The organism is Methylobacterium sp. Leaf399 (assembly GCF_001424525.1).
GTDB lineage: Bacteria > Pseudomonadota > Alphaproteobacteria > Rhizobiales > Beijerinckiaceae > Methylobacterium.
In genome coordinates, this window is record NZ_LMQK01000030.1 from 77,236 (window position 1) to 101,230 (window position 23,995).

The following is a 23,995-nucleotide window of genomic DNA, read 5'->3' on the forward strand; positions in this document are numbered from 1 at the left end:
CACCCGACCGGACAACGCGACGTGACCATCGACCTCTACAGCGATACCCAGACGCGGCCGACGCCCGGCATGCGCGAGGCCATGGCCCGCGCGGTGGTGGGCGACGAACAGTCCAACGACGATCCCACCACCCTGGCGCTGTGCGAACGGGTGGCCACGATGCTCGGCCAGGAGGCCGGCGTGTTCATGCCCTCCGGCACGATGTGCAACCTCGCCGCGATCCTCGTGCAGACCCGGGCCGGCGACGAGATCATCGTCGACGACCAGTCCCACATCTACAACACCGAAGCCGCCGGGGCGGCGGCCATCGGCGGCGTCTCGGTGGCGCCGCTCGCGACCCCGGCCGGCGTCTATTCCGTGGCGGCGTTCGAGGCGGCGATCCGGCCGCCGGCCCGCACGGCGCCGCGCTCGGCGCTGGTGTCGATCGAACAGACCACGAGCTTCAGCGGCGGCTCGATCTGGGCGCTCGACGACATGCGCCGCATCCGCGACATCGCCCATGCCCGCGGCCTCAAGGCGCATATCGACGGCGCCCGCCTCCTCAACGCCGTCATGGCCACCGGGATTTCGGCCGCCGACTACGCGCGCGGGTTCGACAGCGTCTGGATCGACCTCAGCAAGGGGCTGGGCTGCCCGGTCGGTGCGGTCCTGTGCGGCACGAACGACTTCGTGGTGGAGGCCTGGCGCTGGAAGTACCGGCTCGGGGGCGCCATGCGCCAGTCGGGCGTGCTGGCGGCGGCCGGGCTCTACGCCCTCGACCACCACCTCGACCAGCTCGCCACCGACAACGCCCACATCCGGCTCCTGCACGGGGTCGTGGCCGACGCGCCGGGCCTGAGCTTCGAGCCCACCGCCGGCCAGTCCAACATCCTGTGCTTCTCGGTGCGCGGGCTAGGCGTGACGGCGGCGGATTTCGCCCGCGCCTGCCTCGCCCACGACGTCCGGGTGCGGGCGATCGGCGGGCATCAGATCCGCGTCACCACCCATCTCGACGTGAGCCGCGCGCAGGTGGAGCGGGCCGCGGTGGTCATCCGGGCCGAGGCTGACCGCCTCTTCGAGGAGAGGCAGTCGTCATGAGCGAACGCGAAACGTCCGTCGTCACCAGCGAGCGCGAGACGCCTGTTGCTGCAAGCGGGCGGGCGGATGTCGTGGTGGTGGGTCTCGGCGCGATGGGCAGCGCCGCCCTCTACCAGCTCGCCAGGAGCGGCGCGCGGGTGATCGGCCTCGACCGGTTCGCCCCGCCCCACGCCAATGGGTCGAGCCACGGCGAGAGCCGCATCACCCGCCAGTCGGTGGGCGAGGGCCGCGACTACGTCCCCCTCGTCCTGGCCTCGCACCGGATCTGGCGCGAGCTCGAGGCCGAGACCGGCGAGGACCTGCTCAACGCCTGCGGCGTGGTGGTGATGGCCCCGGCCGGCGGCGCCTCGCACCACGGCAAGCGGGACTTCGTGGCCACCTCCATCGCCGGCGCCGAGGCCTTCGGCATCCCGCACGAGGTGCTGTCGGGGGTGGAGGTCGGGGCGCGGTTTCCCCAGTTCCTCGGCCTGAAGGGCGACGAAAAGGCCTATTACGAGCCCGGCGGCGGCTATGTCCGGCCCGAGCGCTGCATCGCCGCCCAACTGGCACGCGCCGGCGAACTCGGGGCCGAGATCCGCACCGGCACCGAGGTGCTGGCGATCGCCCAGGACGCCGAGGGCGTCGTCGTCACCACCACCGGCGGCACGGTGCGGGCGGCCCAGGCGGTGGTCTCGGCCGGCGCCTGGACGGCTCCCCTGCTCGGCCGGCCGTTCGACCGCCTGCTCAAGGTCAACCGGCAGCTGCTGCACTGGTATGCCCTCGACGACACGAGCGCCTACGGCGCCGATGCGCCGGTCTTCATCTGGATGCACGGCGCCACCGACACAGACTACCTCTACGGCTTCCCCCCGATGCCGGGCGACCCCAGGCTGAAGGTGGCCACGGAGCAATACGACGGCTGGACCACCGCCGACGCCCTCGACCGCGTGGTCAGGCCCGAGGAATCCGCCGCGATGTACGATCGCCATGTCGCGGGGCGGCTGGCGGGCGCGACACCGCAGGTGGTCCAGGCGGCGGCCTGCCTCTACACCGTCACCCCCGACCGCGGCTTCATCATCGACCGCCATCCCGTCCATGACCGGGTCCTGGTGGTGGCCGCCTGCTCGGGCCACGGCTTCAAGCATTCCGCCGGCATCGGCGAGGCGGTCGCCCAGGTGATGACGACGGGTCGCAGCACCGTGGACCTGACCCCGTTCTCGCTGTCGCGGATCACCTGAGCCGCCGCGCGTGCCTCAGGCCGTGGGCGCATCGTCCTCGGCTTGCGCCAGCCCGTCCTGCAGCGACCGGATGATGGTGCGCATCTCGGGCACCATGGCGATCGCCTTGGCGACGCGGTGGGCCTCCTCGCGCGTCATCGCGCCGGTGCCGGCATCGTCGTCGAAATAGGTCCAGGCGATGCGGCCGCCCTCGGCGTCCTCGACGCAGAATGCCCCCGGCCCCTCCACCACGGTCCAGGGGCTGGGAAAGCTGCGGGCGGTCATGGGCGTCTCCCGGGCATGGGGTTCACAGGCCCTCGATCTGGGCCAGGAGCGAGTCGGAGATCGTGACGCCCTCGGTGGCGGCGCGGGCACGGGCGGCGACGCGGCGGGCGCCGGGTAGGCGGGCCCCCTCCTGATCCGTGATCGAGCGGGCGAGCCAGGCGAACCGCTCGGTGGCGTCGCCGGCAAAAGCGGTGGCGTCGAACGCCACGATGAGCTGGCCGGTGCCGGGCGGGTCGCCTTGCGCATCCAGGAAGGACGAAGCCTCGCCGGCGAAGCGCGCGCCGGTGAGCCCGGCGGCCAGGAGTTCGACCATGAGCGCCAGGGCGGTGCCCTTGGCGTCGCCCAGCGGCACCATGGTACCGGCGAGCGCGGCCGCCGCATCGGTGGTGGGCTCGCCGTTCGCGTCGAAGGCCCAGCCCTCCGGGATCGCCTCGCCGCGCTGGTGGGCGGCGATGATGTTGCCGCGCGCCACCTTCGACAGCGACAGGTCGACGACCACAGGATCGAGGCCCGGCAGCGGGCAGGAGAAGGCGACGGGATTGGTGCCGAAGACCGGGCGCGACCCGCCCCAGGGCGCCATCGAGGCGGGCGCGTTCGCGAACAGGATGGCGACGAGGCCGCGCTCGGCCAGGGCCTCCACCGGGCGTCCCGCCGCGCCGCAATGGTGCGAGCGGCGGATGGCGGCGGCGGCCACGCCCTGCGACCGGGCGATCTCGGGAAGCAGGTCCACCGCGACGTCGAGGGCGGGATAGGCGAAGCCGTGGGCGGCATCGACCGCCAGCAACCCCGGGCGCGGGCGCGCCGTCGTCACCTCGGCGTGCCCCACCACCTTGCCGGCCTTCACCTGCTCGCCGTAGGCGAGGAGGCGCATCAGGCCGTGGGTCCTGAGGCCGTCGGCCTCCGCGCCGACGAGGGCCGCGGCGGTGCTGGCCGCCGCGCTCGGCGCCGTGCCGCAACGGACGAGCGTCTCGACGGCGAGGGTCCGGGCGGCATCGAGGCTGAGGATCGGCATGCCCCATCCCTATGGCGGGCCCTTCGCGAAGTCACCCTCCATCGGGCGTCCATACAGGCCGGCGCCGGTCAGCGATCGCACCCGATGCAGATGTCGCGCACGACGCGAGGCGGGCGCGGCGGCCCGGTGCGCTGGTTGGGCAGCGACGTATCCGGGACGAGCAGGCTGGGACGCGGCGGCGGCTCGGGCCAGGCGCGCGGGGGCGGCGCCGCATCGACGTGGCCGGGCGGCGTCAACGCCATGTTCTGCGACAGCGCCGGGCCGGCGTGGACCGAGGCGGCGACGAGAGCGAACGCGAGGTGGAGGCGGATGGTCATGGCGGTCCCCGAACCCGAGGCGGGCTCCTGCCGCAAAACCGGTGCCCCCGTTTGCGAACCCTGCCGTGAGGATGCCGCGGCGGGGGCCTTCGGTTCCCCCCGACCGACGCCACGCACCGCGACTGCGGATTCTCCCGCCGCACGGGAGTGGCTATGATCGGGCGGAGGCCGGCCCACCGCCGGCCGGGAGGGGAGCCGTCGCACCATGGTTCGTTTGGCAATCGCAGGGCTGGCCCTGTGCGTAGGGACCGGGTCGGCGCGGGCGGATTTTCCCTGCGACGAACTCTGGGGCGAGCGCAACGCCGCCTACAAGGACGCGGGCTACTGCTTCAAGACGCCCAAGGCGATCCGCGCCTTCGGCAACGCCGGGTGCCGCTACGACGAGATCGGCGACGTGCCGCTGTCCAGCCGCGTCCGCGCCAAGATCGCCGAGATCCAGCGCCAGGAACGCCTCAACGGCTGCGCGCCCTGACGCCCTTCCGGCCGGAGCGACTGCGACCGTCCGGAAGCCCGGCGGGGCGGAACACACCCTCGCCGGGTCACCTTGACGTTGGCGTGTCGCCGCTACCCGCGGCGCTTTCCGCCCTTCGAACACAGGCCGACCATGATCTTGCAAGGACGATGCGCCCTCATCACCGGGGCCGATTCGGGAATCGGACAGGCCACCGCCGAGGTCTTCGCCCGCGAGGGCGCCGACGTGGCGATCACCTACAACACCGATGCCGAGGGCGCCCGCGAGACGGCGCGCCGGGTCGAGGCGGCCGGGCGGCGCTGCCTGGTGATCCGCAACGACGTGTCGGACCCGGCCTCGGTGGAGGCCACCTTCGCCCAGGTGGCGGCGGACCTCGGCGTCCTCGACATCCTCGTCAACAACGCAGGCCAGGCCATGAACGGCATGCCGGTGGCCGAAATGGACGACGACACCCTGGAGCGCATCCTGCGCGTGAACCTGATGGCGCCGGTCTATTGCGCGCGGGCTTTCATCAAGGTGCGGCGCGCCAACGGCGGCGGCGGCAAGATCCTGCTGGTGTCCTCGGTGGCCCAGCACCTGCCGACCCCCGAGAGCGCCCCCTACGGCATGTCGAAGGCCGGTGTCGGCTCTCTGTGCCGCAGCCTGTCGCGGGAGCTCGCCGAGGACAGGATCAACGTCAACATCGTCGCCCCCGGCCTGATCCAGACCCCGATGACCAGCGACCGCTTCGAGAACCCGGAGAAGCTCGCGCAATCCCTCGAGCGGATCCCGTGGCATCGCGCCGGCCAGCCCGACGAGATCGCCAAGGCCATCCTCTACCTGTGCTCCGAGGCCGCCGACTACGTCACCGGGCACACCCTCGTGGTCGATGGCGGCCTGACCATGCAATGGGGCGGCGCCTGAGGCAGCGGGGCGGGTCGGTCGGGAGACCGTCGATTCGCCCCGCCGGGGTTTCCAACCGGGCGCGGCGTCCCACTTAATCGCGTCATGCTCAACGACCGCCGTCTCGCCGACCACCGCCTCTCGACCACGGCGTTCCCCCATCCCGGCCAGCGCAAGATCCTGAGTTGGAACCTGCTGCGGCGGGTCGGCGCCAACGTCGCCGGCATCGCCACCCTGATCGAGCGCGAACAGCCCGACCTCGTGCTGATGCAGGAGGCCACCCGCGACATCGACGGCCTCAAGGCCCGGCTCGGCGGCGACTATGCCTGGGCGCAGCTGCCGGGCCGCATCCACGGCCTGGCGATCTGGAGCCGGACGCCGTTCGTGACGCGGCCGGAGGTCATCGCCCTGCCGTCCGGCGCTTTGATCGACCGGGTCTGCCAGGTGCTCGACCTCGGCGACTTCGGGGTCGCCAACGTGCACCTCTCCCACGGGCAGGTCCTGAACCGGCGCCAGCTGCGCCGCATCGCCCTGAGCCTGCCCGAGCGCGCCGCGGTCATCGGCGACTTCAACCTGGTGGGGCCGCCGCTGCTGCCGGGCTTCACCGATGCCGGCCCGCGCCGGCCGACCCACGCCATGGGCCGGGTGGTTCCCCTGCGCCTCGACCGCTGCCTCGTGCGCGGGCTGGTCTGCCAGGGCGGGGCGGTGCTGCCACGCGGGGCCTCGGACCATCGGCCCATCGTCGTCCACCTCGCTCCGGCGCCGCAGCCGCGCGAGGAGCGGGCGCGCGGCAGAAACCCGATCGATCGCTTCGCGATGCGGATCTCGGCCTCGCTGAAGCGCCGCGCGGGGTTGTGATCCGGCTCCAGCCCGGGCGGATCGAGGATCAGAGATACGGTAGCCAGAGGCGGGCGCTGGCGTCACGCAGGCGGATCGGCAGGGAGCGGCGCGCCAGATCCTCGCGGGTGAGGAGGGCACCGGTCTTCTCGTCCATGACGGCGCCGAGCCAGCGGGCGAGGTCGGCGTCGTAGATCTCGACGTTGAGTTCGAAGTTGAGGCGGAAGCTGCGCATGTCCCAATTGGCGCTGCCGACGAAACACCAGACCTCGTCCACCACCAGGATCTTCGAGTGGTCGAAGGGCGGCGTGTCGAGCCAGATGCGCACCCCCGCCGCCAGCAGGGGATCGACATGCGCCCGCGTCGCCCAGTCGACGAGGCGGTGGTCGCTGGTTTCGGGAACGATCACGTCCACGGCGATGCCGCGGCCGGCGGCGAGCGCGAGGGCGCTCGACAGCACCTCGCTCGGCAGGAAATAGGGCGTCGCGAGCCGGATGCTGCGCCGGGCGCAGGCCACCGCCTGCAGCACCACGAGTTCGATCTTGCGCAGGTCGGCATCGGGGCCGGAGGTGACCACGCGGGCCGAGGTCGGGCCGCCGGCCGAAGGCGGTGCGAACCAGACCGGACCGTCGAGGTCTTCGCCGTCGGCCAATGCCCAGTCGCTGGCGAAGGCCGCCACGAGCTGCTCCACCACCGGCCCGACGAGGCGGAAGTGGGTGTCGCGCATCGGGTCGGACGGTCGGGCGGAAAGGCAGTTCGCGTCGGCGATGTTGATGCCGCCGGTGAAGGCGATCTCGCCGTCGACGATCATCAGCTTCTTGTGGCTGCGCAGGTTGAGGAAGGGCATCCGCCACGGCAGCGCCGAGTGCATGAACCGTGCGACCGGCACGCCGGCCCGGCGCAGGCGCCGATGGATGCCCGAGATCAGGTAGCCGCTGCCGATGCCGTCGATCAGGACGCGGACCTCGACGCCCCTGGCCTTCGCCCCGGCCAGGGCGGCGACGAAGGTGCGCCCGATCCGATCGTCGCGCATGATGTAGCTCGAAAGGACCACCGACCGCCGCGCCGCGCCGATCGCCGCCAGCATCATGGGATAAGCCTCGTCCCCGTGGCGCAGGGGCGTCACCGCGTTGCCCGGCGACAGGGGAAGCTGGGTGATCGTCCCCACCACCCGGTCGAGGGGTGCGAGAACGGCGGTGGCCGCGACCTCGGCCGTGGCTTGCCCCCCCTCCCGGGTCTGTCCCGGGGACGACGGCTTGACGCGCAGGCGCCTGGCCCGGCGCGTCACGCGGTTGACGCCGAACAGGATGTAGAGGCTGCCGCCCAGGAACGGCGACAGCCAGGCGAGGCCGATCCAGCCGATCGCCGCCCCGACCTCGCGCTTGCGCAGGAGCACGTGCACCGTGACGGCCACGGCGAGGCAGATCCCCGCCACGGACAGGATGTCGGTACGGATCGCGGCCGTCTGGCCGATCCACCGCAGCATCACCTCTTCCACCGCCGCTCCCCGTCCGCGGATCCTTCGACCGGGCCGGCCGCGTCCCGCCCCCATGTGCGACGTGGGATACGTGAAGCCATGCCACGGACCAACCGCCCCCTCGGCGAGGGGTGCGACGCCATCGCGATGCCGGACCGACGCACCGATCGTGGTCGGCCCGGTTGCGGCGGGCGCCGCGGGCGTCCACTCTGGCGGCCATGACCGAGACCCTCACCGTCGCCGCCCTGCGCGACCTCAACCTGATCTCCGAGGACGAGGTGAACGCGGCCGTCGCCGCCTTCATGGCGAACCCGATGGCGCCGCCGTTCGTATTCCGGGAAGGCTACCGGCTGCACCTCGCCAAGGCGGTGCGGCGTCATCCGGGCGCCAACGACATCGTCAATAACGGCAGGGCCGGCCCACAGATGCGGCTCCCCTTCGTGCGGGCCGCCATCCTCGAGGCGCGGCCGCTTCGGGAATAGGGGCAACCCACCGGCCGGGACCAAGGCACCATGGCATCCATCTTCGACGCACACAGCCTAGCGGTCGTCGCCCACGCCGGCCAGATCGACAAGGGGGGCCAGCCCTACATCCGGCACCTCGAACGGGTGGCCAACGCCGCCGTCGGGCGGGCCGGGCACGCGCGGGCGGTGGACCACCTCGACATCGACCCGATGGTGGTGATGCAGGCGGCCATCCTCCACGACGTGATCGAGGACACGGCGACCACCACGAGCGACCTGCGCGTGCGCGGCTTCGCCGACGCCGTGATCGCGAAGGTGGTGCTGCTCACCAAGCCGCCGGGCAAGCCCCCTTACGAAGAGGCGATCGACCGGATCGTCGAGAGCGGAAACCTCGGCGCGATCCTCATCAAGATGTCGGACACCGAGGACAACCTGAGTCCCGAGCGCACCCTGCCGGACGGCGAGGATCGCCGGACCCGCTACGCCATCGCCTTCGCCCGCCTGCGGGAGGCCGCGCGGGCTCTGGGCTACACCGGCGACTAGATCCGGCGACTAGATCCGGAATGGTCCACCCTTACGACGCGCCGCTTCCCTCACCGCGTCCCGGATCACCCGACGCGGGGATTCAGGCTCCCGGAACGTCGTCGCGTTTCCTTCAGGGACGACGGCCGAAGCCGGTGGTCACGGATCGCAAACCTGAGACCTCGCAGGCAGCAAGCGTTTCTGTGATGAGATGGCAAAAGGGCGGCTCACGGACCGGTGCGTGAGCCGCCCGACGATGGTTCGCGCGAAACGACTACTCGAGGCCGATCGCCACGAACCGCACGTCGCCGGTGGCGCTCGCCACGAGCAGGAGCACCGACTTGCGGCCCTCCTTCTTGATCTGGTCGACACGCTTGGTCACGTCGGCGGGGGTGGCGACGGCCTCCTGACCGACCTCGACGATGACCTCGCCGGGCTTGATCTGCTTGTCCGACGCGGCCGAGTTGGCGTCGACCTTGGTCACCACGACGCCCTTGAGGGTGTCCTTGATGCTGTAGCGGCGGCGCAGCTCGTCGGTGATGCCCGAGACGCTGAGGCCCAGGACCTGCCGGGCGACGCTCTCGGCCTCGGGCTGGCGGACGTTGGCGAGCTGGGGCTTCTCGTTGTCCTCGAGCCGGCCGAGGGTGACGGACTTGGTCGCCTCCTGACCCTTGCGGACGACCAGGACCTCGACGGTCTTGCCCACCGGCGTCGCCGCCACGATGCGCGGCAGGTCGGCGGAGGACTGGACGACGGTGCCGTTGAAGCGGGTGATCACGTCGCCGACCTCGAGACCCGAGGACTTGGCCGGACCCTTCTCGTCGATGCCGGCGATGAGGGCACCCTTGGCGCCGCCCTTGAGGCCGAGTGCATCGGCGGTCACGTCGTCGACGTTCTGGATGCGCACGCCGAGCCAGCCGCGGCGGACCTCACCGAAGTCGCGCAGCTGCTGGATCACCGGGCCGGCGGTGCCCGAGGGGACGGCAAAGCCGATGCCCACGGAGCCGCCGGTGGGCGACAGGATGGCGGTGTTGATGCCGATGACTTCGCCGTTCATGTTGAACAGCGGCCCGCCGGAGTTGCCCTTGTTGATGGCCGCGTCCGTCTGCAGGTAGTTGTCGTAGGGGCCGGACTCGATGTTACGGCCGCGCGCCGAGACGATGCCGGCCGAGACCGAACCGCCGAGGCCGAACGGGTTGCCGATGGCGATCACCCAGTCGCCGGGGCGCATCTTGTCGGAATCGCCGAACGGCACCGCCTTGAGCGGCTTGTCGGCTTCCGGCTTCACCCGCAGCACGGCCAGGTCGAGTTTCGGATCCTTGCCGATGATCTCGGCCTTCAGCTTGGAGCCGTTGTGCAGGATCACCTGGATGTCGTTGGCATCACCGATGACGTGGTTGTTGGTGATCACGATGCCCGAGGCGTCGATGATGAAGCCCGAGCCCAGGGAGTTCGACTTGCGCTGCTGGCGGGGCGTGCTGTTCTCGCCTTCGCTGCGGTCACCACCGCCGCGCTGGCCGCGCTTGTTGAAAAAGTCCTCGAACAGATCCTCGAACGGCGTGCCCGGCGGCAGCTGCGGCAGGGTGCGGCTGGTGGGCGGGCGCGCCTCGACCGTCGTGGAGGCCGAGATGTTGACGACCGCGTCGGTCACCTGCTCGGCGAGGTCGGCCAGGGATTCCGGGCCCTTGGCGAGGGCCGGAAACGGCAGGGCCGCCGCAGCGACCGAGGCGCCGATGACGGCACTGGCCAGCATGGCCCGGACACGGGGCATCTTCACGGCGCTCGCGACGGAAACCATGGATCGACCTCTCGAATGGCGGGGAGGGTGGTAGATCGTCCGGGGCGTGCGCCGATCAAGGGCATCGGATGCCGCTCGGGCGCTTGGCCGCATCGGCGGCCGGCTCGTGGAGAACGGAGCCGGCCGTAACTCGTCTTACCGAGCCGTCGATCCCGTGGCGCCGGGATCGCGGGCGGCCCGCGGCGCGGTGCCGGGTGCCCGGCCCTGCGGATCGCTGAAGTAGCGGAAGAAGTCCGAGTTCGGGCTGATGACGAGGCGGGTGTCGGACCCCTTCAGGCCGGCCTCGTAGGCCTGCATCGACCGGTAGAAGCTGAAGAAGTCGGCGTCCTTGCCGTAGGCCTCGGCCAGGATCCGGTTCTTGTCGCCGTCGCCCTGACCGCGCAGGGTCTCGGAGGACTGGTTGGCCTCCGACAGCAGCACCGTGACGTCACGGTCGGCCTTCGCCTTGATCGACACCGCCATCTGCTCGCCGTTGGCGCGAATGTCGGCCGCCTCGCGCTTCCGCTCGGTCTTCATCCGCTCGTAGACCGCCGTGGAGTTGGCCGCGGGAAGGTCGACCCGGGTCATGCGCAGATCGACGATCTGGACGCCGAGATCCTTGGCCTGACGGTTCACGTCCTCCTGGATCTCGTTCATCAGCGCCGCGCGGCCGGTCCGCACGATGGCGTCCCGGGTCGAACGGGCCAGGACGTTACGCAGGGCCGAGTTCACGAAGCTGGCGAGCAGCGTATTGGCGCGGGGGATGTTGTTGGCCGACTGGTAGAACCGCAGCGGATCGATGATGCGGTAGCGGGCGAAGGCGTCGACCTCCAGGTTCTGGCGATCGGCGGTCAAGAGCGTCTGCACCGGCAGGTCGAGGTCGAGCACGCGCTTGTCGAAGAAGACCACGTTCTCGAAGAACGGCACCTTGAAATACAGGCCCGGCTTGTCGATGCCGGTCTGGTTGAGGGCGGCGCGGACGCTACCGAACCGCAGGACGAGCGCCTGCTGCATCTGGCCGACAGTGAAGACCGAGGCGTAGAGCGCCACGGCGACGGCGGCGGCGACGATGGCCGCGCCCGTGCGAATGACCTGGCCGTTCATCGTGCGACTCCCCCCGCCGTCGAGCCGGGGCTCTGGCGCCCGAATTCCGTCAAGGGCAGAACCGGCAGCACGCCGGCCGCGGCCGCACCGCCGGCGACGCCGGCCCCGCCCTGGTCGATGATGACCTTGTTCACCGAGCCGAGCACGCGCTCCATCGTCTCGAGGAAGATGCGCTCGCGGCTGATGACCGGCGCGGTCTTGTAGGATTCGTAGACCTGCTGGAATCGGGCGGCCTGACCGGTCGCCTCGGCGGTCGCCTGGGTCTTGTAAGCTTCGGCCGCCTGGACGATCTGCGACGCGCGACCGCGTGCCTGGGGCACCACGCTGCTGGCGTAGGTACGGGCTTCGTTCTGCACGCGCTCGGCGTCCTGCTGGGCGGCGTTCACGTCGATGAACGACGGGCGGACCTCGGGCGGCGGGTTCACGCTCACGAGCTGCACGACGACGATCGAGACGCCGGCACCGTATTCGTCGAGGGCCTTCTGGGTCATCTCCTTGACCTCCTGGGCGACGCTCGACTGCTCGTTGGTGAGGATCGGCTGGATGTTGCGACGCCCGATCACCTCGCGCATCGAACTCTCGGCCAACGCCTTGATGGTGCCCTCGGGGTTGGCGAGGTTGAACACGTAGTCGGACGCCTTGAGCGCGTTCACGCGCCACTGCACTTCGAAGTCGAGGTCGACGATGTTCTCGTCGCCGGTCAGCATCAGGCTTTCCTCGGGCACGTCGCGGCCGCGGCTCTGCGCACTGACCCCGGCACGGTAGCCGATGGCGACGGTGTTGATCTGGCCGACGTTGGGCTTCTCGACGCCGCCGATCGGATAGGGAAAGTTGTAATGGAGGCCGTCGCCGGTCGTGGTGGTGTAGCGGCCGAAGATCGTCTCGATGCCGACCTGCTGCGGCTCGACCTTGTAGATACCGGTGGCGAGCCAGGCGACGACGGCGAGGCCGGCCGCCACGAGCACGCCGCGCCCGCCGCCCATGGAGCCGCCGGGCATCACACCGCGCAGGCGATCCTGGCCGCGCCGCAGGAGATCCTCGAGATCGGGGGGCGTCTTACCGCCACCGCCGCCACCGCCGCCGCCCCAGGGGCCACCGCCATTGCCGCCGCCGCCGCGCCCCCAGGGCCCTCCCCCGTTGCCGCCACCGCCGCCGCTCTGATTGCTCCAAGGCATGCTGGCCGATCTCTCCTACTCAAGCACCACCCCGCTCAAGGCGGGCCGAACCGGTGACGGTAAGCACTGCGTGCGGCCGCTCCGTCCTGTCAAGGCTCGGAAGTGGGCATCGCCGGGGGCAAAGGCAACCGGCCGGGCCGGTTCTGCGCAATGGGTCGCGGGGCCGGATGACAGGGTCACGCCACACGTATCAGGTCGACGAAGGCGAAGGGGTGGTCGTCGTGCTCGGCCGCCGGGTGCGCCTCGCGCCCGACCTCGCGGAAGGCCGAGCGGTCGAAGGCCGGGAACACCGTGTCGCCGTCCGGCGCCGCCTCGACCTCGGTGAGGTGGATCGCGTCCGCCTGCGGCAGGGCCAGCGCGTAGATCTCGGCCCCGCCGGCCACCATCAGTTCGCCGCCCTCCGCCGCCGCCAGGGCCGCCTCCCACCCGTGGACGACCTCGACGCCCTCGGCGGCAAAGCCGGGGTCGCGGGTGAGGACGAGGGTGCGGCGGCCCGGCAGCGGCCGGCCGATCGACTGGAAGGTCTTGCGCCCCATCAGCAGCGGCCTGCCCATGGTGAGCGCCTTGAAGCGCCGCAGGTCGCTGCGCAGCCGCCAGATCAGCTGATTGTCGCGGCCGATGACGCCGTTGCCGGCGACGGCGGCGACGACGACGATACGGGGACGGCTCGGTGTCATGGCGGCCCTTTCCTCAGACCGCGATCGGCGCGCGGATCGCGGCATGCGGCACGTAATCGCGGATCGCGATGTCCTCGAACCGGAAGGCGAACAGGTCGGTCACCGAAGGGTCGAGGTGGAGGCGCGGCAGGGGGCGCGGCTCGCGGGTGAGTTGGAGCCGGGCCTGGTCCTCGTGGTTGCGATAGAGGTGCGCGTCGCCCAGCGTATGGACGAAGTCGCCCGGCTCCAGCCCGGTGACCTGCGCCATCATCGCGGTGAGCAGGGCGTAGGAGGCGATGTTGAACGGCACGCCGAGGAAGACGTCGGCCGAGCGCTGGTAGAGCTGGCAGGAGAGGCGCCCCTTCGCCACGTAGAACTGGAACAGGCAGTGGCAGGGCGCCAGCGCCATCCGGTCGAGGTCGGCCGGGTTCCAGGCCGAGACCACGAGGCGGCGGGAGTCGGGGTTGCGGCGGATCTCGGCCAGCACCCAGGCGATCTGGTCGATGGCGCCGCCGTCGGGCGTCGCCCAGGAGCGCCACTGCCGGCCGTAGACCGGGCCGAGGTCGCCGTGCTCGTCCGCCCACTCGTCCCAGATCGTGACGCCGTTGGCCTGGAGCGAGCGCACGTTGGTGTCGCCGGAGAGGAACCACAGCAATTCGTGGACGATCGAGCGCAGGTGGAGCTGCTTCGTCGTGACCAGGGGAAACCCTTGCGCGAGGTCGAACCGCATCTGGTGCCCGAACACGGAGAGGGTGCCGGTGCCGGTGCGGTCGTCCTTGGCGACCCCGGAGTCGAGGATGCGCGCGAGGAGCTGGTGGTAGGGGATCATGGCGGGCCTCGTTTCGGCCCGTGGCGATAGCGCGAAAGGCGGCGCGAGACCATCAGGTCGCGCTCGGCCACAGCACGTAGACGAGGACGGCGAGGTTGCTCCAGGCGTGCAGGGCGATGCAGGGCCAGAGCCGGCCGGTGCGCCAGCGCAGCCAGCCGAGCATCAGGGCCAGGGGCAGGAGCGACACCGGCCGCGCCCAGCCCGCCTGCGACACATGCGCGACGGCAAACAGCAGGCCGGTCGCCAGGATCGCCGCCGCGGGTCCCAGGAAGGCCCGCGCCCTGGCGAAGATCTCGCCGCGCATGAGCAGCTCCTCGGCCAGCGGCGCCAGCAGCGTCGCATAGGCGAGCCAGGCCGCCGCGGCGACCAGCGGCATGCCGGGGGCCAGGGACACGTGCCGGCCGAAGGAGGTGGAGAACATCTCGGCGGTGGCGGTGACCCACAGGATGTGGACCACCGGCCAGGCCAGGAGGATGACGAGGAGGCGCGAGGCGGGAAGACCCGTCGCTCGAGGTAGGTCCGGCTCTCCTCGAAGGCCGGGCTCCTCGGCCCGCGCCAGGGCCAGCGTCCGGCGCCAGCCGTCCCGGTCCCGCCACCACACCGCCCCCACGACGAGGGCCGCGAGCAGCGCCTGCCGGAGGAGGTCGAGGGCGATCTCGCGCATCGCCAGCTGCCGGGGCGGCAGGCGCGGTCGCCGGTCCGGCGACAGGAACGGGTCGATCCCCGCCAGCAGGTCGGCGCCGACGCGCACCACCACGACGGCGAGCAGGCTCGCCACGGCGAGGTAGAGGAGCGCCCGCAGGGCGAGCCCGGCCAGACCGAGGATCACGCCCCCGAACGATGCGACCTCGCGCCGCTGCGGGACGTCGGGCGGGCCTGGTGCCTGCGCGTTTCGGGCAACAGCCGCATCATCGGGCATGATCGTGCGAGGATCGGGCTTCAAAACCGGCCGGACTCCCTCTATGTTACCTCTGCCGGTCGCAAGACCGGCTATGGCGATAAACGGTCTTCGAAATAAACCTATCGGACCCGGGGGCGGTACCCGGCGCCTCCACCAAGACCCAGGGCCTTTGGACGCAACGTCCGCAAAAGGGCGGGTTGCCTGGGTTTCGGCGGGGGCGAAATAGGATCGACGAGGGCGTAAAGGTAGAGCTTTCGCTCGGCATGGTTCCGCCGTTATCGGGCCTCTGCAATAGTTGCCAATGACAACTTTGCTCCGGTGGCGGTGGCTGCGTAAGCGGTCCCCAATACCAAACCAAAGTCCTACCGGTTAGCATCGGATAGGCGGGGTTCGGAGGCACCTGGCAACAGAAGCCTCCACTTTAGAATTCTGAGCGACCCGGTGCGCCCGACAGCGCGGAACGACCGGCGGGCACCGGCAGGGCGACCGAAGATGGCAGACGATCTCATCCGCTACGATCTTCTGGTGCAGGATGCGTTGCGCGGGGTGGTCCGAAAGGTGCTGACCGATGCGGCGCGCGAAGGCCTGTCGGGCGAGCATCACTTCTACGTGTCGTTCCGGACGGAAGCGCCGGGCGTGCGGATGTCGCAGCGCCTGCGCGAGAAGTACCCGCAGGACATGACCATCGTCCTCCAGCACCAGTTCTGGGACCTCGGCGTCACCGAGCACACCTTCGAGGTCGGGCTGTCGTTCTCCGGCGTGCCCGAGCGGTTGCTGGTGCCGTTCGAGGCCCTGACGGGGTTCTTCGACCCCTCTGTGCAGTTCGGCCTGAAGTTCGACCTCAACGACGGCGTCGAGGAGAGCGCAGAGGCGGACGAGGCCCAGGGGATGGTCCAGAAGGGCGCCCCGCGTGGAGCCGCCTCGGAGCCCACCGAGATCAAGCCGCGGATCACCGGCCAGGGCAACACTCCGGGCCAGGGCGGCCTGACGACGATCGGCGGGGCTCCCAAGCTCCTGCCGGCCGCCGCCCAGAACGCCGAGGCGCCCAATGAGGCGTCCAAGGCCGCCAGACCCCTTCTCAAGAAGTCGGACGCGAGCGGCGACACCCCTCCCGCGCCCCCGGCGGAAGGCAGCGCCGAGGTCGTGAGCCTCGACGCGTTCCGCAAGAAGAGCTGAGGGAAGAAGAGCTGACGGAAGGCAGGGGCCTTCCGAGGCCCTTTCCTACCGGCGCGCCGCCACGCCCATGCGCAGGCCGCTTTCCGGCCGCAGGGTGACGCGGTGAAGCGGCACCACCGGCGGATGATCCGCCGCCATCGCGAGCCGCACCGAGCGGACGATGTGGGCGAGCACCAGCGACGCCTCTTGCAGCGAAAAGCTCTGACCGATGCACACGCGCGGCCCCGCCCCGAACGGCAGATAGGCGAAACGCGGGATCGCGGCCCGGTTCTCGCCGAGGAACCGGTCCGGCACGAAGGCCTGGGGGTCGTCCCAGAGGGTCCGATGGCGATGGAGCACGTAGGGCGCCACCATCACCAGCGACCCGCGCGGGATCTTGATGCGGCCGATGCGATCCTCGGCGATGGCCTGGCGGCTCATGAAGGGCACCGGCGGGAACAGCCGCATCGTTTCCTCCAGCACCGCCTTGGTGAAGGGCAGGTCCGCCACGTCGAAGTCGCCTGTCTCCCCGGCCGCCGCATCGACCTCGGCTTCCAGCCGCCGCAGGCTCTCGGGATCCTGCGACAGGCAGTACAGGGCCCAGGTCAGGGCGTTGGCGGTGGTCTCGTGGCCGGCGGCGATGAAGGTGACGATGTTGGCCTTCACTTCGAGGTCGGTGAGGCCCTTGCCGGTCTCGGGGTCCTGCGCCCGAAGCAGCAGGGTCAGGAGGTCGGCAGGCGCGTCGCCGCCCGCGATCAGCGCCTTGCGCCGGGCGATCAGCTCGTCCACCACCTCCTCGAAATAGCGGATCGCGGGCTGCGCCCGGATGCGGCCGATGCGCGGCACGAACGCGGGAATTCCGAACACGTCGAGGGGGTCGATCGGCCCGACCGCTTCCAGGAAGCGGGTGATGGCGCGGCCGAGCGCATCGGGGTCGCTCGACAGGCCGCGGGTGAAGATCGTCCTCTCCAGGACGTCGAGGGTGACGCGGGTCATCTCCAGCGCCACGTCGATGGTGGTGCCGTCGCGCCGGGACAGGCGGCGGGCGATGCGGGCGCCCGCACCGTTCATCGCGACCGCGAAATCGACGACGTGGCGGGCGGAGAAGATCGGCGCCAGGGTGCGCCGCTGCAGGCGCCATTCCTCGCCCTCCGCCGTGAGGAGGCCGTTGCCTAGGCCCGGCGCCAGGACCCGGCGCTGGAGGTCGTCCTTGCGGTAGTTGGCGGCATTGTCGACGTAGAGGTAGCGGATCAGGGCGGGGTCGCTGACCACCGTCACCCGGCCGAGCGCCCCCTCCCCCGCCACCACCGGCCGGATGAAATGCTCCTCGAGCCAGGTGGTGATCGGGTTGGCCCGGGCCGCCTTGAGGAAGGCGAACAGGCCCGGCTGTTCGCGTAAGGGGCGCGGCACCACCGGCCGGAAGCGAAGGGCGGGATCGTCGCGAAGGTCGGTGCTGGCCGTCATCGTCGAGATCCTCGAATGGTCCGGCCACGCGCGTGACGGACAAAGGGCGACGGAAACGCGCCGATGTTGCGGCGCGGCGCCCTCGCGCCATCGCCCTGGCGCCCGCCACCCGATAAGTAGGGTCCCACGATCCCTGACCGAAGAGGCCACGATGTCGCCGCAGGACACGCCCCAGGATATGCGTGAGGGCACACGCCAGGACACACACCAGGACACCTCAGCCACCCGCACCGAATCCGACACCTTCGGGCCTATCGCGGTGCCCGCCCATCGCTACTGGGGCGCGCAGACGCAGCGCTCGATCCAGAACTTCAAGATCGGCACCGAGCGGATGCCCGCGCCCCTCGTCCACGCGCTCGGCCTCGTCAAGCAGTCGGCCGCCCTGGTGAACCGGGATCTCGGCGGTCTCGCTCCGGAGGTGGCCGACGCCATCGCCGCATCGGCGGCCGAGGTGGTGGCCGGCGAGCACGACGACGAGTTCCCGCTGGTGGTGTGGCAGACGGGCTCGGGCACCCAGTCGAACATGAACGCCAACGAGGTGATCGCCAGCCTCGCCAACGAGCGGCTCGGGGGCAAGCGCGGCGGCAAGTCGCCGGTCCACCCCAACGACCACGTCAATCGCGGCCAGTCCTCCAACGACGTTTTTCCCACCGCGATGCACATCGCGGTCTCGCGCGAGATCAACGACCGCCTGCTGCCGGCCCTCGCGCACCTGCACGACGCCCTCCAGGCGAAGTCCGAGGCGTTCTCCGCCATCGTCAAGATCGGCCGCACCCACCTTCAGGACGCGACACCCGTCTCGCTGGGCCAGGAGTTCTCCGGCTACGTGGCGCAGGTGGCGCTGGGTGCCGGGCGCGTGAAGGCGACGCTGCCGGGCGTGCTGGCCCTGGCCCAGGGCGGCACGGCGGTGGGCACCGGCCTCAACGCCCACCCGGAGTTCGCCGAGAAGTTCGCGGCCCAGGTCGCCGAACTCACCGGCCTGCCCTTCACCTCGGCCGCCAACAAGTTCGAGGCCCTGGCCACCCACGACGCCCTGGTGTTCACGCAGGGCGCGCTCTGCGCACTGGCCGCCGGCCTGTTCAAGATCGCGCAGGACATCCGCCTTCTGGCCTCGGGTCCGCGCTCGGGCCTGGGCGAACTCTCGCTGCCCGAGAACGAGCCCGGCTCCTCGATCATGCCCGGCAAGGTCAACCCGACCCAGTGCGAGGCGCTGACCATGGTCTGCGCGCAGGTGATCGGCAACGGCACCACGGTGAGCTTTGCCGGCTCACAGGGCCATTTCGAGCTCAACGTGTTCAAGCCGGTGATCGCCAACGCGGTGCTTCAGTCGATCCGGCTCCTGGCCGACGCCGCCGTGAGCTTCACCGACAATTGCGTGGTCGGCATCAAGGCCAACGAGGACCGGATCGCGGACCTCATGAGCCGCTCGCTGATGCTGGTGACCGCGCTGGCTCCCTCGATCGGCTACGACAAGGCCGCCGAGATCGCCAAGACCGCGCACAAGAACGGCACCACCCTGAAGGAGGAGGCCCTGCGCCTGGGCTACGTCACGGCGGAAGAGTTCGAGCGCGTGGTGCGCCCCGAAACCATGCTGGCACCCGGCGCCGAGTGAACCATGGCCGAGATCATCAACCTGCGGGCCGCGCGCAAGGCCAAGGCGCGCGGCGAGAAGGAGGAGACGGCCAAGGGCAACCGCATCCTCTTCGGCCGCCCGAAGAAGGCCAGGACCCTGGCGGAGGCCAAGAAGGCCATCGAGGTCTCCCGCCACGAGGGCCACAAGCTCGTGGGGCGGGACGAGGAGGGATGACGACCCCGTCTCCGCCCCTGTCGGTGGCGCGTTCCGGGTCGCGAGGATCGCCGGATGTGTGACGTCGATACCTTGCCACGAGGAAAAGACCCGCGACGAGGAGAGGACCCGCGACGAAGAAACGACCCGCGACGAGGACATGAGACGTCCTCGCCATGAGCACCGGCATCACCAAACGCTCCGTGATGATCGCCGGCCATCGCACCAGCGTCTCGCTGGAGGACCCGTTCTGGGCCGCCCTGCGCGACATCGCCGGGGCGCGCCGGCGATCGGTCCAGGCCCTGATCGGCGAGATCGACGCTGTGCGCGGTGCCCAGAACCTGTCCTCGGCGATCCGGGTTTTCGTCCTCGACGCCGTACGGGGGGATTGCTCAATCGGGCAACCATAGCCTCGCGACGGCACCGATGACCTGCTGGATCCGTCGCGACAAAGGCCCGAGACTGCAACCTTGACCGTTTAGTAACCGGCCTGCAGTAGCGCACTCCGTGTTGATCGGAGATGGGCAGTCATGGCGATTCGGTTCGGTAACGAGGACGAGGACTTCGGCGCCGGCATGCCGATGATGATGGCGCAGAAGGCATCCGCATCAATGCCCGCCCACCGCATTCCCGTCTCCTCGTCCGGGCCGACCTTCGCACAGGAAGTGACCTTCATCAGCGGGCTGAACCCGGACGGGACGCTGTCCGACGAGTCGTTCGCGGGTTTCAACGAAGGCTCGGCCTTCAAGTGGGGGTCGTCCACCGCCGGCACGGGCGCCACCATCGGCTACACCTTCGACGTCGATTCCGCGTTCACGGCCCAGGAGAAGGCGACCTTCGTCAAGGCCCTGGCGATCTGGTCGGCCATCGCCGACGTGACCTTCACGCTGAGCACGACGATCCGCGGCATTACGCTGGTACGCGGCGAGACCAATTCGGGCGCCTTCGCCAACACGCCCCAGACGATCGGCAGCGGCAGCAGCCTCGGCAGCGTGACCGGGCAGTCGATGATCAACATGGAGACGTCGGCCGCCGGCTTCGACCTCTCCGGTTCGTTCGAAGTCGCCGGCGGCTACGGACTGTCGACGATCATCCACGAGATCGGCCACGCCATCGGGCTCGGGCACAGCGGCAACTACAACGGCAAGGTCGACCCGGCGACCCAGCAGTTCAGCGCCTTCGACGACGGCCAGTACAGCATCATGTCCTACCTCTCGTGGATCAACGGGACCGCCAAGTACCGGGCCGCCAATCCCTTCCCCGGCACGAACTGGGGGTCGAGCGCCGACGGCGCGATGCGCGAAGCGCCGCACACCGCGATGATGGCCGACATCGAAGCGATCCAGCAGCTCTACGGCACCTCGAAGACCGCCACCTTCGCCGGAGGCCAGACCTACGGCTTCAACACCACCGTCACGGGCGTCCTCAGGGAGTTCTTCGACTTCACGGCCAACACGGCGCCGATCGTGACCCTGTACAACAAGGGGCTCGGCAACGTCCTCGACCTCTCGGGCTACACCCAGGCAGCGACCGTCTCCCTGGAGCCGGGAACCTTCAGCAGCGCCGGCGGCCTCGTCAACAACATCGCCATCGCGCTCGGCACGGTGATCGGCACCGTGATCGGCGGATCGGGCGCCGACACCCTGGTGGGCAGCGGCCTGGGCGACGTGCTCAACGGCGGAACGGGCGCCGACACGATGAGCGGTGGGCTGGGCAGCGACACCTACGTCACCGATGGCGGCGACAGGATCATCGAGGCGGCGAACGCCGGGACCGACCTCGTGCGCAGTTCGGCCGGCCATACGCTGTCGGCCAACGTCGAGAACCTGACGCTCACCGGCACGGCCGCGATCAACGGCTTCGGCAACGCGCTGGCCAACGTGATCACCGGCAATGCCGCGGCCAACGTCCTCAATGGCCTGGTGGGCGCCGACACCATGATCGGCGGGGCCGGATCCGACACCTATTACGTCGACGACGTCGGCGACCGCGCCATCGAGGCCAATGGCGCCGCCGGCACCGATCGCGTCTACGCCGCGGTGTCCTACGCGCTCGGCGGATCGGAACTCGAGACCCTGATCCTGACCGGCACCGCAAACCTGAACGGCGCGGGGAACTCCCTGGCCAACGTTCTCACCGGCAACAGCGGCGACAACGTCCTCAACGGCTTGGGCGGCGCCGATACGATGTCCGGCGGGGCCGGGTCCGACACCTATTACGTCGACAACGTCGGCGACCGCGCCATCGAGGCCAACGGCGCCGCAGGCACCGATCTCGTCTACGCCACGGTGACTTACGCGCTCGCCGGCTCGGAGCTCGAGAACCTGACCCTCACCGGGGCCGGAGCGATCGACGGCACCGGCAACTCGCTCGCCAACGTGCTGACCGGCAACGCGGCCGCCAACGTCCTCGACGGCCTGACCGGCGCCGATACCATGATCGGGGGGGCCGGGTCCGACACCTATTACGTCGACGATGCCGGCGACAGGGCGATCGAGCTCAACGGTGCCGCGGGCACCGACCTCGTCTACGCTTCGGTGAGCTACTCGCTGGCCGGCTCCGCACTCGAGAACCTGACCCTCACCGGCACCGCGAGCCTCAACGGCACCGGCAACTCGCTCGCCAACGTGCTGACCGGCAACGCGGCCGCCAACGTCCTCAACGGCCTCGTTGGCGCCGATACCATGATCGGGGGGCTCGGCAACGACGCCTACGGCGTCGACGACATCGGCGACCGGGTGATCGAGGCGGCGGGCGGCGGCACCGACCGGGTGCTGACGAGCGTCACCTACACTCTGGCGGCCGGCCAGGAGATCGAGCGGCTCGAGACGGCGAGCGCGGCGGGCACGACGGCGATCGGCCTCACGGGCAACGCGTTCCACAACGTCCTTGTCGGCAATGCCGGCGCCAACGCCCTCGACGGCGGGGCCGGGTTCGACGAGGCCAGCTATGCCGCCGCCGCGGGCGCCGTCACGGTCGACCTCGCCGCGGGTACGGCGAGCGGGGCCGCCGGGTCCGACACCCTCCGCGCCATCGAGGCGGTCCGCGGTTCGGCCTTCGCCGACACGCTCACCGGCGATGCCTTCGTCAACCAGCTGGCGGGCGGCCTCGGCAACGACACCCTCAATGGCGGTGCCGGCTCCGACTTCGCCGACTACAGCGCGGCCACCGGCGCGGTCTCGGTCAACCTCGCCGCCGGCACGGCCACGGGTGCCGACGGCAACGACGTCCTGATCGGCATCGAGGGCGTGCAGGGTTCGCGCTTCGCCGACACGATCACCGGCAGCACCGGGTTCAACCAGCTCTCCTATGCCGCAGCGCTCGGCGCGGTGGCCGTCAACCTCGCCACCGGCAGGGCGAGCGGGGCCGCGGGCGCCGACACCTTCACGAGCATCGAGGGCGTGGTCGGCTCGGCCTTCGCCGATACGCTCACGGGCAACGCGGTCGCCAACGTCCTCACCGGCCTCACCGGCGACGATCGCCTCGACGGCGGCGCCGGCGACGATGTGGCGAGCTATCACCTCGCGCTCGCGGCCGTGAGCGTGAACCTCGCCGTCGGCACCTCTTCGGGGGCGGACGGCAACGACACGCTGGTCGGCATCGAGAGCGTGCAGGGCTCGGCCTTCGCCGATACGCTCACGGGCGACGCCGGACTCAACACGGTCTGGTACGGCGAGGCCACGGGGGCGGTGGCGGTCGACCTCGCCACCGGCCTGTCGAGCGGGGCCGCGGGCGCCGACATCCTGGTCGGCTTCGAGCGCGTCGCCGGCTCGATCTTCGGCGACACGCTGTCGGGCGACGCCGGTGCCAACTACCTGACCGGCCTCGCCGGCAACGACATCCTCGACGGCCGCGACGGCCTCGATTTCGCCCTCTACTTCAACGCCGTCGGCGCGGTCACCGTCAGTCTCGCCGCCGGAACCTCCAGCGGTGCGGACGGGACCGACACCCTACGCAACATCGAGGGCCTCGTCGGCTCCTCCTTCGGCGACGTCCTGACGGGCGATGCGGGCGCCAACATCCTCGACGGTCTGACGGGCAACGACAGCCTCGACGGCGGCGGCGGCTTCGACTTCGCCGAATACGAGGTGGCCGCAGGCGGCGTGACGGTGAACCTCGCGACCGGGACCGCGGCCGGAGCCGATGGAGCCGACACGCTCGTCAGGATCGAGGGCGTGACCGGCTCGGCCTTCGCCGACACGCTCACCGGAGACGGCGCCGGCAACCTCCTCGACGGGCGTGGCGGCGCCGACCTGCTCGTGGGGGGGTTCGGCAACGACGCCTTCTCCTTCACCGCCGCCCTCGGGGCCGGCAACGTCGACCGGATCGCCGATTTCGCGGCGAACGAATTCGACCTGATCTACCTCGAGAAGGATGTGTTCACGATGCTGACCACCGCGTCGGGCACGCAGCCCGGCGCGCTCTCGGCCAGCATGTTCGTGATCGGCACCCAGGCCGTGGATGCCGACGACCGCATCCTCTACGACGGGGCCACGGGCGGGCTGGCCTACGACGCGGACGGATCGGGCGCCCTGGCGGCGGTGCAGTTCGCCATCCTGGAGAACAGGGCCGCCCTCTCGGCTGACGTCATCTTCGTCGTGTGACCG

At 70.6% G+C, this 23,995-nt stretch carries 23 protein-coding genes and 1 other RNA gene; 13 read left to right on the forward strand and 11 right to left on the reverse strand.

Going from position 1 to position 23,995, the window contains the following annotated elements; all coding sequences use genetic code 11:
* The first annotated feature begins 21 nt into the window (after positions 1 to 21).
* Positions 22 to 1,077, forward strand: a complete 1,056-nt coding sequence (locus tag ASG40_RS13740) for a threonine aldolase family protein (RefSeq protein WP_274533835.1) — start codon at positions 22 to 24, stop codon at positions 1,075 to 1,077.
* Entirely contained in the window at positions 1,074 to 2,294 is a 1,221-nt protein-coding gene (solA, locus tag ASG40_RS13745) for an N-methyl-L-tryptophan oxidase (protein WP_082524074.1), read from the forward strand. The genes ASG40_RS13740 and solA overlap by 4 nt, the downstream gene beginning before the upstream one ends.
* Before the next feature lie 15 nt (positions 2,295 to 2,309).
* Here the strand turns inward: solA and ASG40_RS13750 are convergent, their stop codons facing one another.
* From ASG40_RS13750 to ASG40_RS13760, 3 genes are all read right to left on the reverse strand, one after another.
* Positions 2,310 to 2,558, reverse strand: a complete 249-nt coding sequence (locus tag ASG40_RS13750) for a hypothetical protein (RefSeq protein ID WP_055886707.1) — start codon at positions 2,556 to 2,558, stop codon at positions 2,310 to 2,312.
* A 22-nt stretch (positions 2,559 to 2,580) separates the two neighbouring features.
* The gene (locus ASG40_RS13755; protein ID WP_055886710.1) at positions 2,581 to 3,570 is read right to left on the reverse strand and encodes an Ldh family oxidoreductase; all 990 of its coding nucleotides are present in this window, start codon (positions 3,568 to 3,570) and stop codon (positions 2,581 to 2,583) included.
* Between the two features lie 68 nt (positions 3,571 to 3,638).
* Positions 3,639 to 3,887: a hypothetical protein gene (locus ASG40_RS13760; RefSeq protein ID WP_055886712.1), complete on the reverse strand. Its 249-nt coding sequence runs from the start codon at positions 3,885 to 3,887 to the stop codon at positions 3,639 to 3,641.
* A gap of 205 nt (positions 3,888 to 4,092) precedes the next feature.
* Here ASG40_RS13760 and ASG40_RS13765 point away from each other — a divergent pair, with 205 nt between their 5' ends.
* The 3 genes from ASG40_RS13765 (at position 4,093) to ASG40_RS13775 (ending at position 6,099) form a co-directional block, all read left to right on the forward strand.
* The gene (locus tag ASG40_RS13765; RefSeq protein WP_055886715.1) at positions 4,093 to 4,359 is read left to right on the forward strand and encodes a YARHG domain-containing protein; all 267 of its coding nucleotides are present in this window, start codon (positions 4,093 to 4,095) and stop codon (positions 4,357 to 4,359) included.
* 132 nt (positions 4,360 to 4,491) lie between these two features.
* Positions 4,492 to 5,262 carry an SDR family NAD(P)-dependent oxidoreductase gene (locus ASG40_RS13770; RefSeq protein ID WP_055886717.1) on the forward strand — a complete coding sequence of 257 codons (771 nt, stop codon included), beginning with the start codon at positions 4,492 to 4,494 and terminating at the stop codon, positions 5,260 to 5,262.
* A gap of 84 nt (positions 5,263 to 5,346) precedes the next feature.
* Positions 5,347 to 6,099, forward strand: coding sequence for an endonuclease/exonuclease/phosphatase family protein (locus ASG40_RS13775; RefSeq protein WP_244475746.1), 753 nt, complete (start codon positions 5,347 to 5,349; stop codon positions 6,097 to 6,099).
* Between the two features lie 28 nt (positions 6,100 to 6,127).
* Here ASG40_RS13775 and ASG40_RS13780 read toward each other — a convergent pair whose 3' ends face one another.
* Positions 6,128 to 7,576 carry a phospholipase D-like domain-containing protein gene (locus ASG40_RS13780; protein ID WP_055886721.1) on the reverse strand — a complete coding sequence of 483 codons (1,449 nt, stop codon included), beginning with the start codon at positions 7,574 to 7,576 and terminating at the stop codon, positions 6,128 to 6,130.
* A 197-nt stretch (positions 7,577 to 7,773) separates the two neighbouring features.
* Here ASG40_RS13780 and ASG40_RS13785 point away from each other — a divergent pair, with 197 nt between their 5' ends.
* Complete coding sequence (locus ASG40_RS13785; protein WP_055887378.1) at positions 7,774 to 8,037, forward strand: hypothetical protein; 264 nt, start codon at positions 7,774 to 7,776, stop codon at positions 8,035 to 8,037.
* 30 nt (positions 8,038 to 8,067) lie between these two features.
* Positions 8,068 to 8,562 carry a phosphohydrolase gene (locus ASG40_RS13790; RefSeq protein ID WP_055886724.1) on the forward strand — a complete coding sequence of 165 codons (495 nt, stop codon included), beginning with the start codon at positions 8,068 to 8,070 and terminating at the stop codon, positions 8,560 to 8,562.
* A 253-nt stretch (positions 8,563 to 8,815) separates the two neighbouring features.
* Here ASG40_RS13790 and ASG40_RS13795 read toward each other — a convergent pair whose 3' ends face one another.
* The 6 genes from ASG40_RS13795 to ASG40_RS13820 all read right to left on the reverse strand — a co-directional run bounded on the left by ASG40_RS13795 (position 8,816) and on the right by ASG40_RS13820 (position 14,911).
* Entirely contained in the window at positions 8,816 to 10,339 is a 1,524-nt protein-coding gene (locus ASG40_RS13795) for a Do family serine endopeptidase (RefSeq protein WP_055886727.1), read from the reverse strand.
* A 135-nt stretch (positions 10,340 to 10,474) separates the two neighbouring features.
* The gene (hflC, locus tag ASG40_RS13800) at positions 10,475 to 11,422 is read right to left on the reverse strand and encodes a protease modulator HflC (protein WP_055886732.1); all 948 of its coding nucleotides are present in this window, start codon (positions 11,420 to 11,422) and stop codon (positions 10,475 to 10,477) included.
* Complete coding sequence (gene hflK, locus ASG40_RS13805) at positions 11,419 to 12,597, reverse strand: FtsH protease activity modulator HflK (RefSeq protein ID WP_055886734.1); 1,179 nt, start codon at positions 12,595 to 12,597, stop codon at positions 11,419 to 11,421. Before hflK ends, hflC begins: the two co-directional genes overlap by 4 nt.
* A gap of 176 nt (positions 12,598 to 12,773) precedes the next feature.
* A complete protein-coding gene (locus tag ASG40_RS13810) occupies positions 12,774 to 13,274 on the reverse strand; it encodes a dihydrofolate reductase (RefSeq protein ID WP_055886737.1) in 501 nt (166 codons plus the stop codon).
* Positions 13,275 to 13,287: 13 nt separating this feature from the next.
* Entirely contained in the window at positions 13,288 to 14,082 is a 795-nt protein-coding gene (locus ASG40_RS13815) for a thymidylate synthase (RefSeq protein ID WP_055886740.1), read from the reverse strand.
* 52 nt (positions 14,083 to 14,134) lie between these two features.
* The gene (locus tag ASG40_RS13820) at positions 14,135 to 14,911 is read right to left on the reverse strand and encodes a CPBP family intramembrane glutamic endopeptidase (protein WP_244480620.1); all 777 of its coding nucleotides are present in this window, start codon (positions 14,909 to 14,911) and stop codon (positions 14,135 to 14,137) included.
* A gap of 105 nt (positions 14,912 to 15,016) precedes the next feature.
* On the opposite strand from ASG40_RS13820, the gene ssrA reads away from it, so the two are divergent.
* Together ssrA and ASG40_RS13825 are read left to right on the forward strand one after the other, a co-directional pair.
* Positions 15,017 to 15,404: a transfer-messenger RNA gene (ssrA, locus tag ASG40_RS20695) on the forward strand.
* Between the two features lie 71 nt (positions 15,405 to 15,475).
* A complete protein-coding gene (locus tag ASG40_RS13825) occupies positions 15,476 to 16,159 on the forward strand; it encodes an SspB family protein (protein ID WP_055886745.1) in 684 nt (227 codons plus the stop codon).
* A gap of 45 nt (positions 16,160 to 16,204) precedes the next feature.
* Here ASG40_RS13825 and ASG40_RS13830 read toward each other — a convergent pair whose 3' ends face one another.
* The gene (locus tag ASG40_RS13830) at positions 16,205 to 17,602 is read right to left on the reverse strand and encodes a cytochrome P450 (RefSeq protein ID WP_055886748.1); all 1,398 of its coding nucleotides are present in this window, start codon (positions 17,600 to 17,602) and stop codon (positions 16,205 to 16,207) included.
* Between the two features lie 178 nt (positions 17,603 to 17,780).
* On the opposite strand from ASG40_RS13830, the gene fumC reads away from it, so the two are divergent.
* The 4 genes from fumC to ASG40_RS13850 all read left to right on the forward strand — a co-directional run bounded on the left by fumC (position 17,781) and on the right by ASG40_RS13850 (position 23,992).
* The gene (gene fumC / locus ASG40_RS13835; RefSeq protein WP_055886751.1) at positions 17,781 to 19,214 is read left to right on the forward strand and encodes a class II fumarate hydratase; all 1,434 of its coding nucleotides are present in this window, start codon (positions 17,781 to 17,783) and stop codon (positions 19,212 to 19,214) included.
* Positions 19,215 to 19,217: 3 nt separating this feature from the next.
* Positions 19,218 to 19,409 carry a DUF4169 family protein gene (locus ASG40_RS13840; RefSeq protein ID WP_055886754.1) on the forward strand — a complete coding sequence of 64 codons (192 nt, stop codon included), beginning with the start codon at positions 19,218 to 19,220 and terminating at the stop codon, positions 19,407 to 19,409.
* Between the two features lie 155 nt (positions 19,410 to 19,564).
* Positions 19,565 to 19,798 (forward strand): ribbon-helix-helix domain-containing protein, encoded by a 234-nt coding sequence (locus ASG40_RS13845; protein WP_055886757.1) that lies wholly within the window; start codon positions 19,565 to 19,567, stop codon positions 19,796 to 19,798.
* Between the two features lie 120 nt (positions 19,799 to 19,918).
* Entirely contained in the window at positions 19,919 to 23,992 is a 4,074-nt protein-coding gene (locus ASG40_RS13850) for a beta strand repeat-containing protein (RefSeq protein ID WP_055886758.1), read from the forward strand.
* Positions 23,993 to 23,995: the final 3 nt, after the last annotated feature.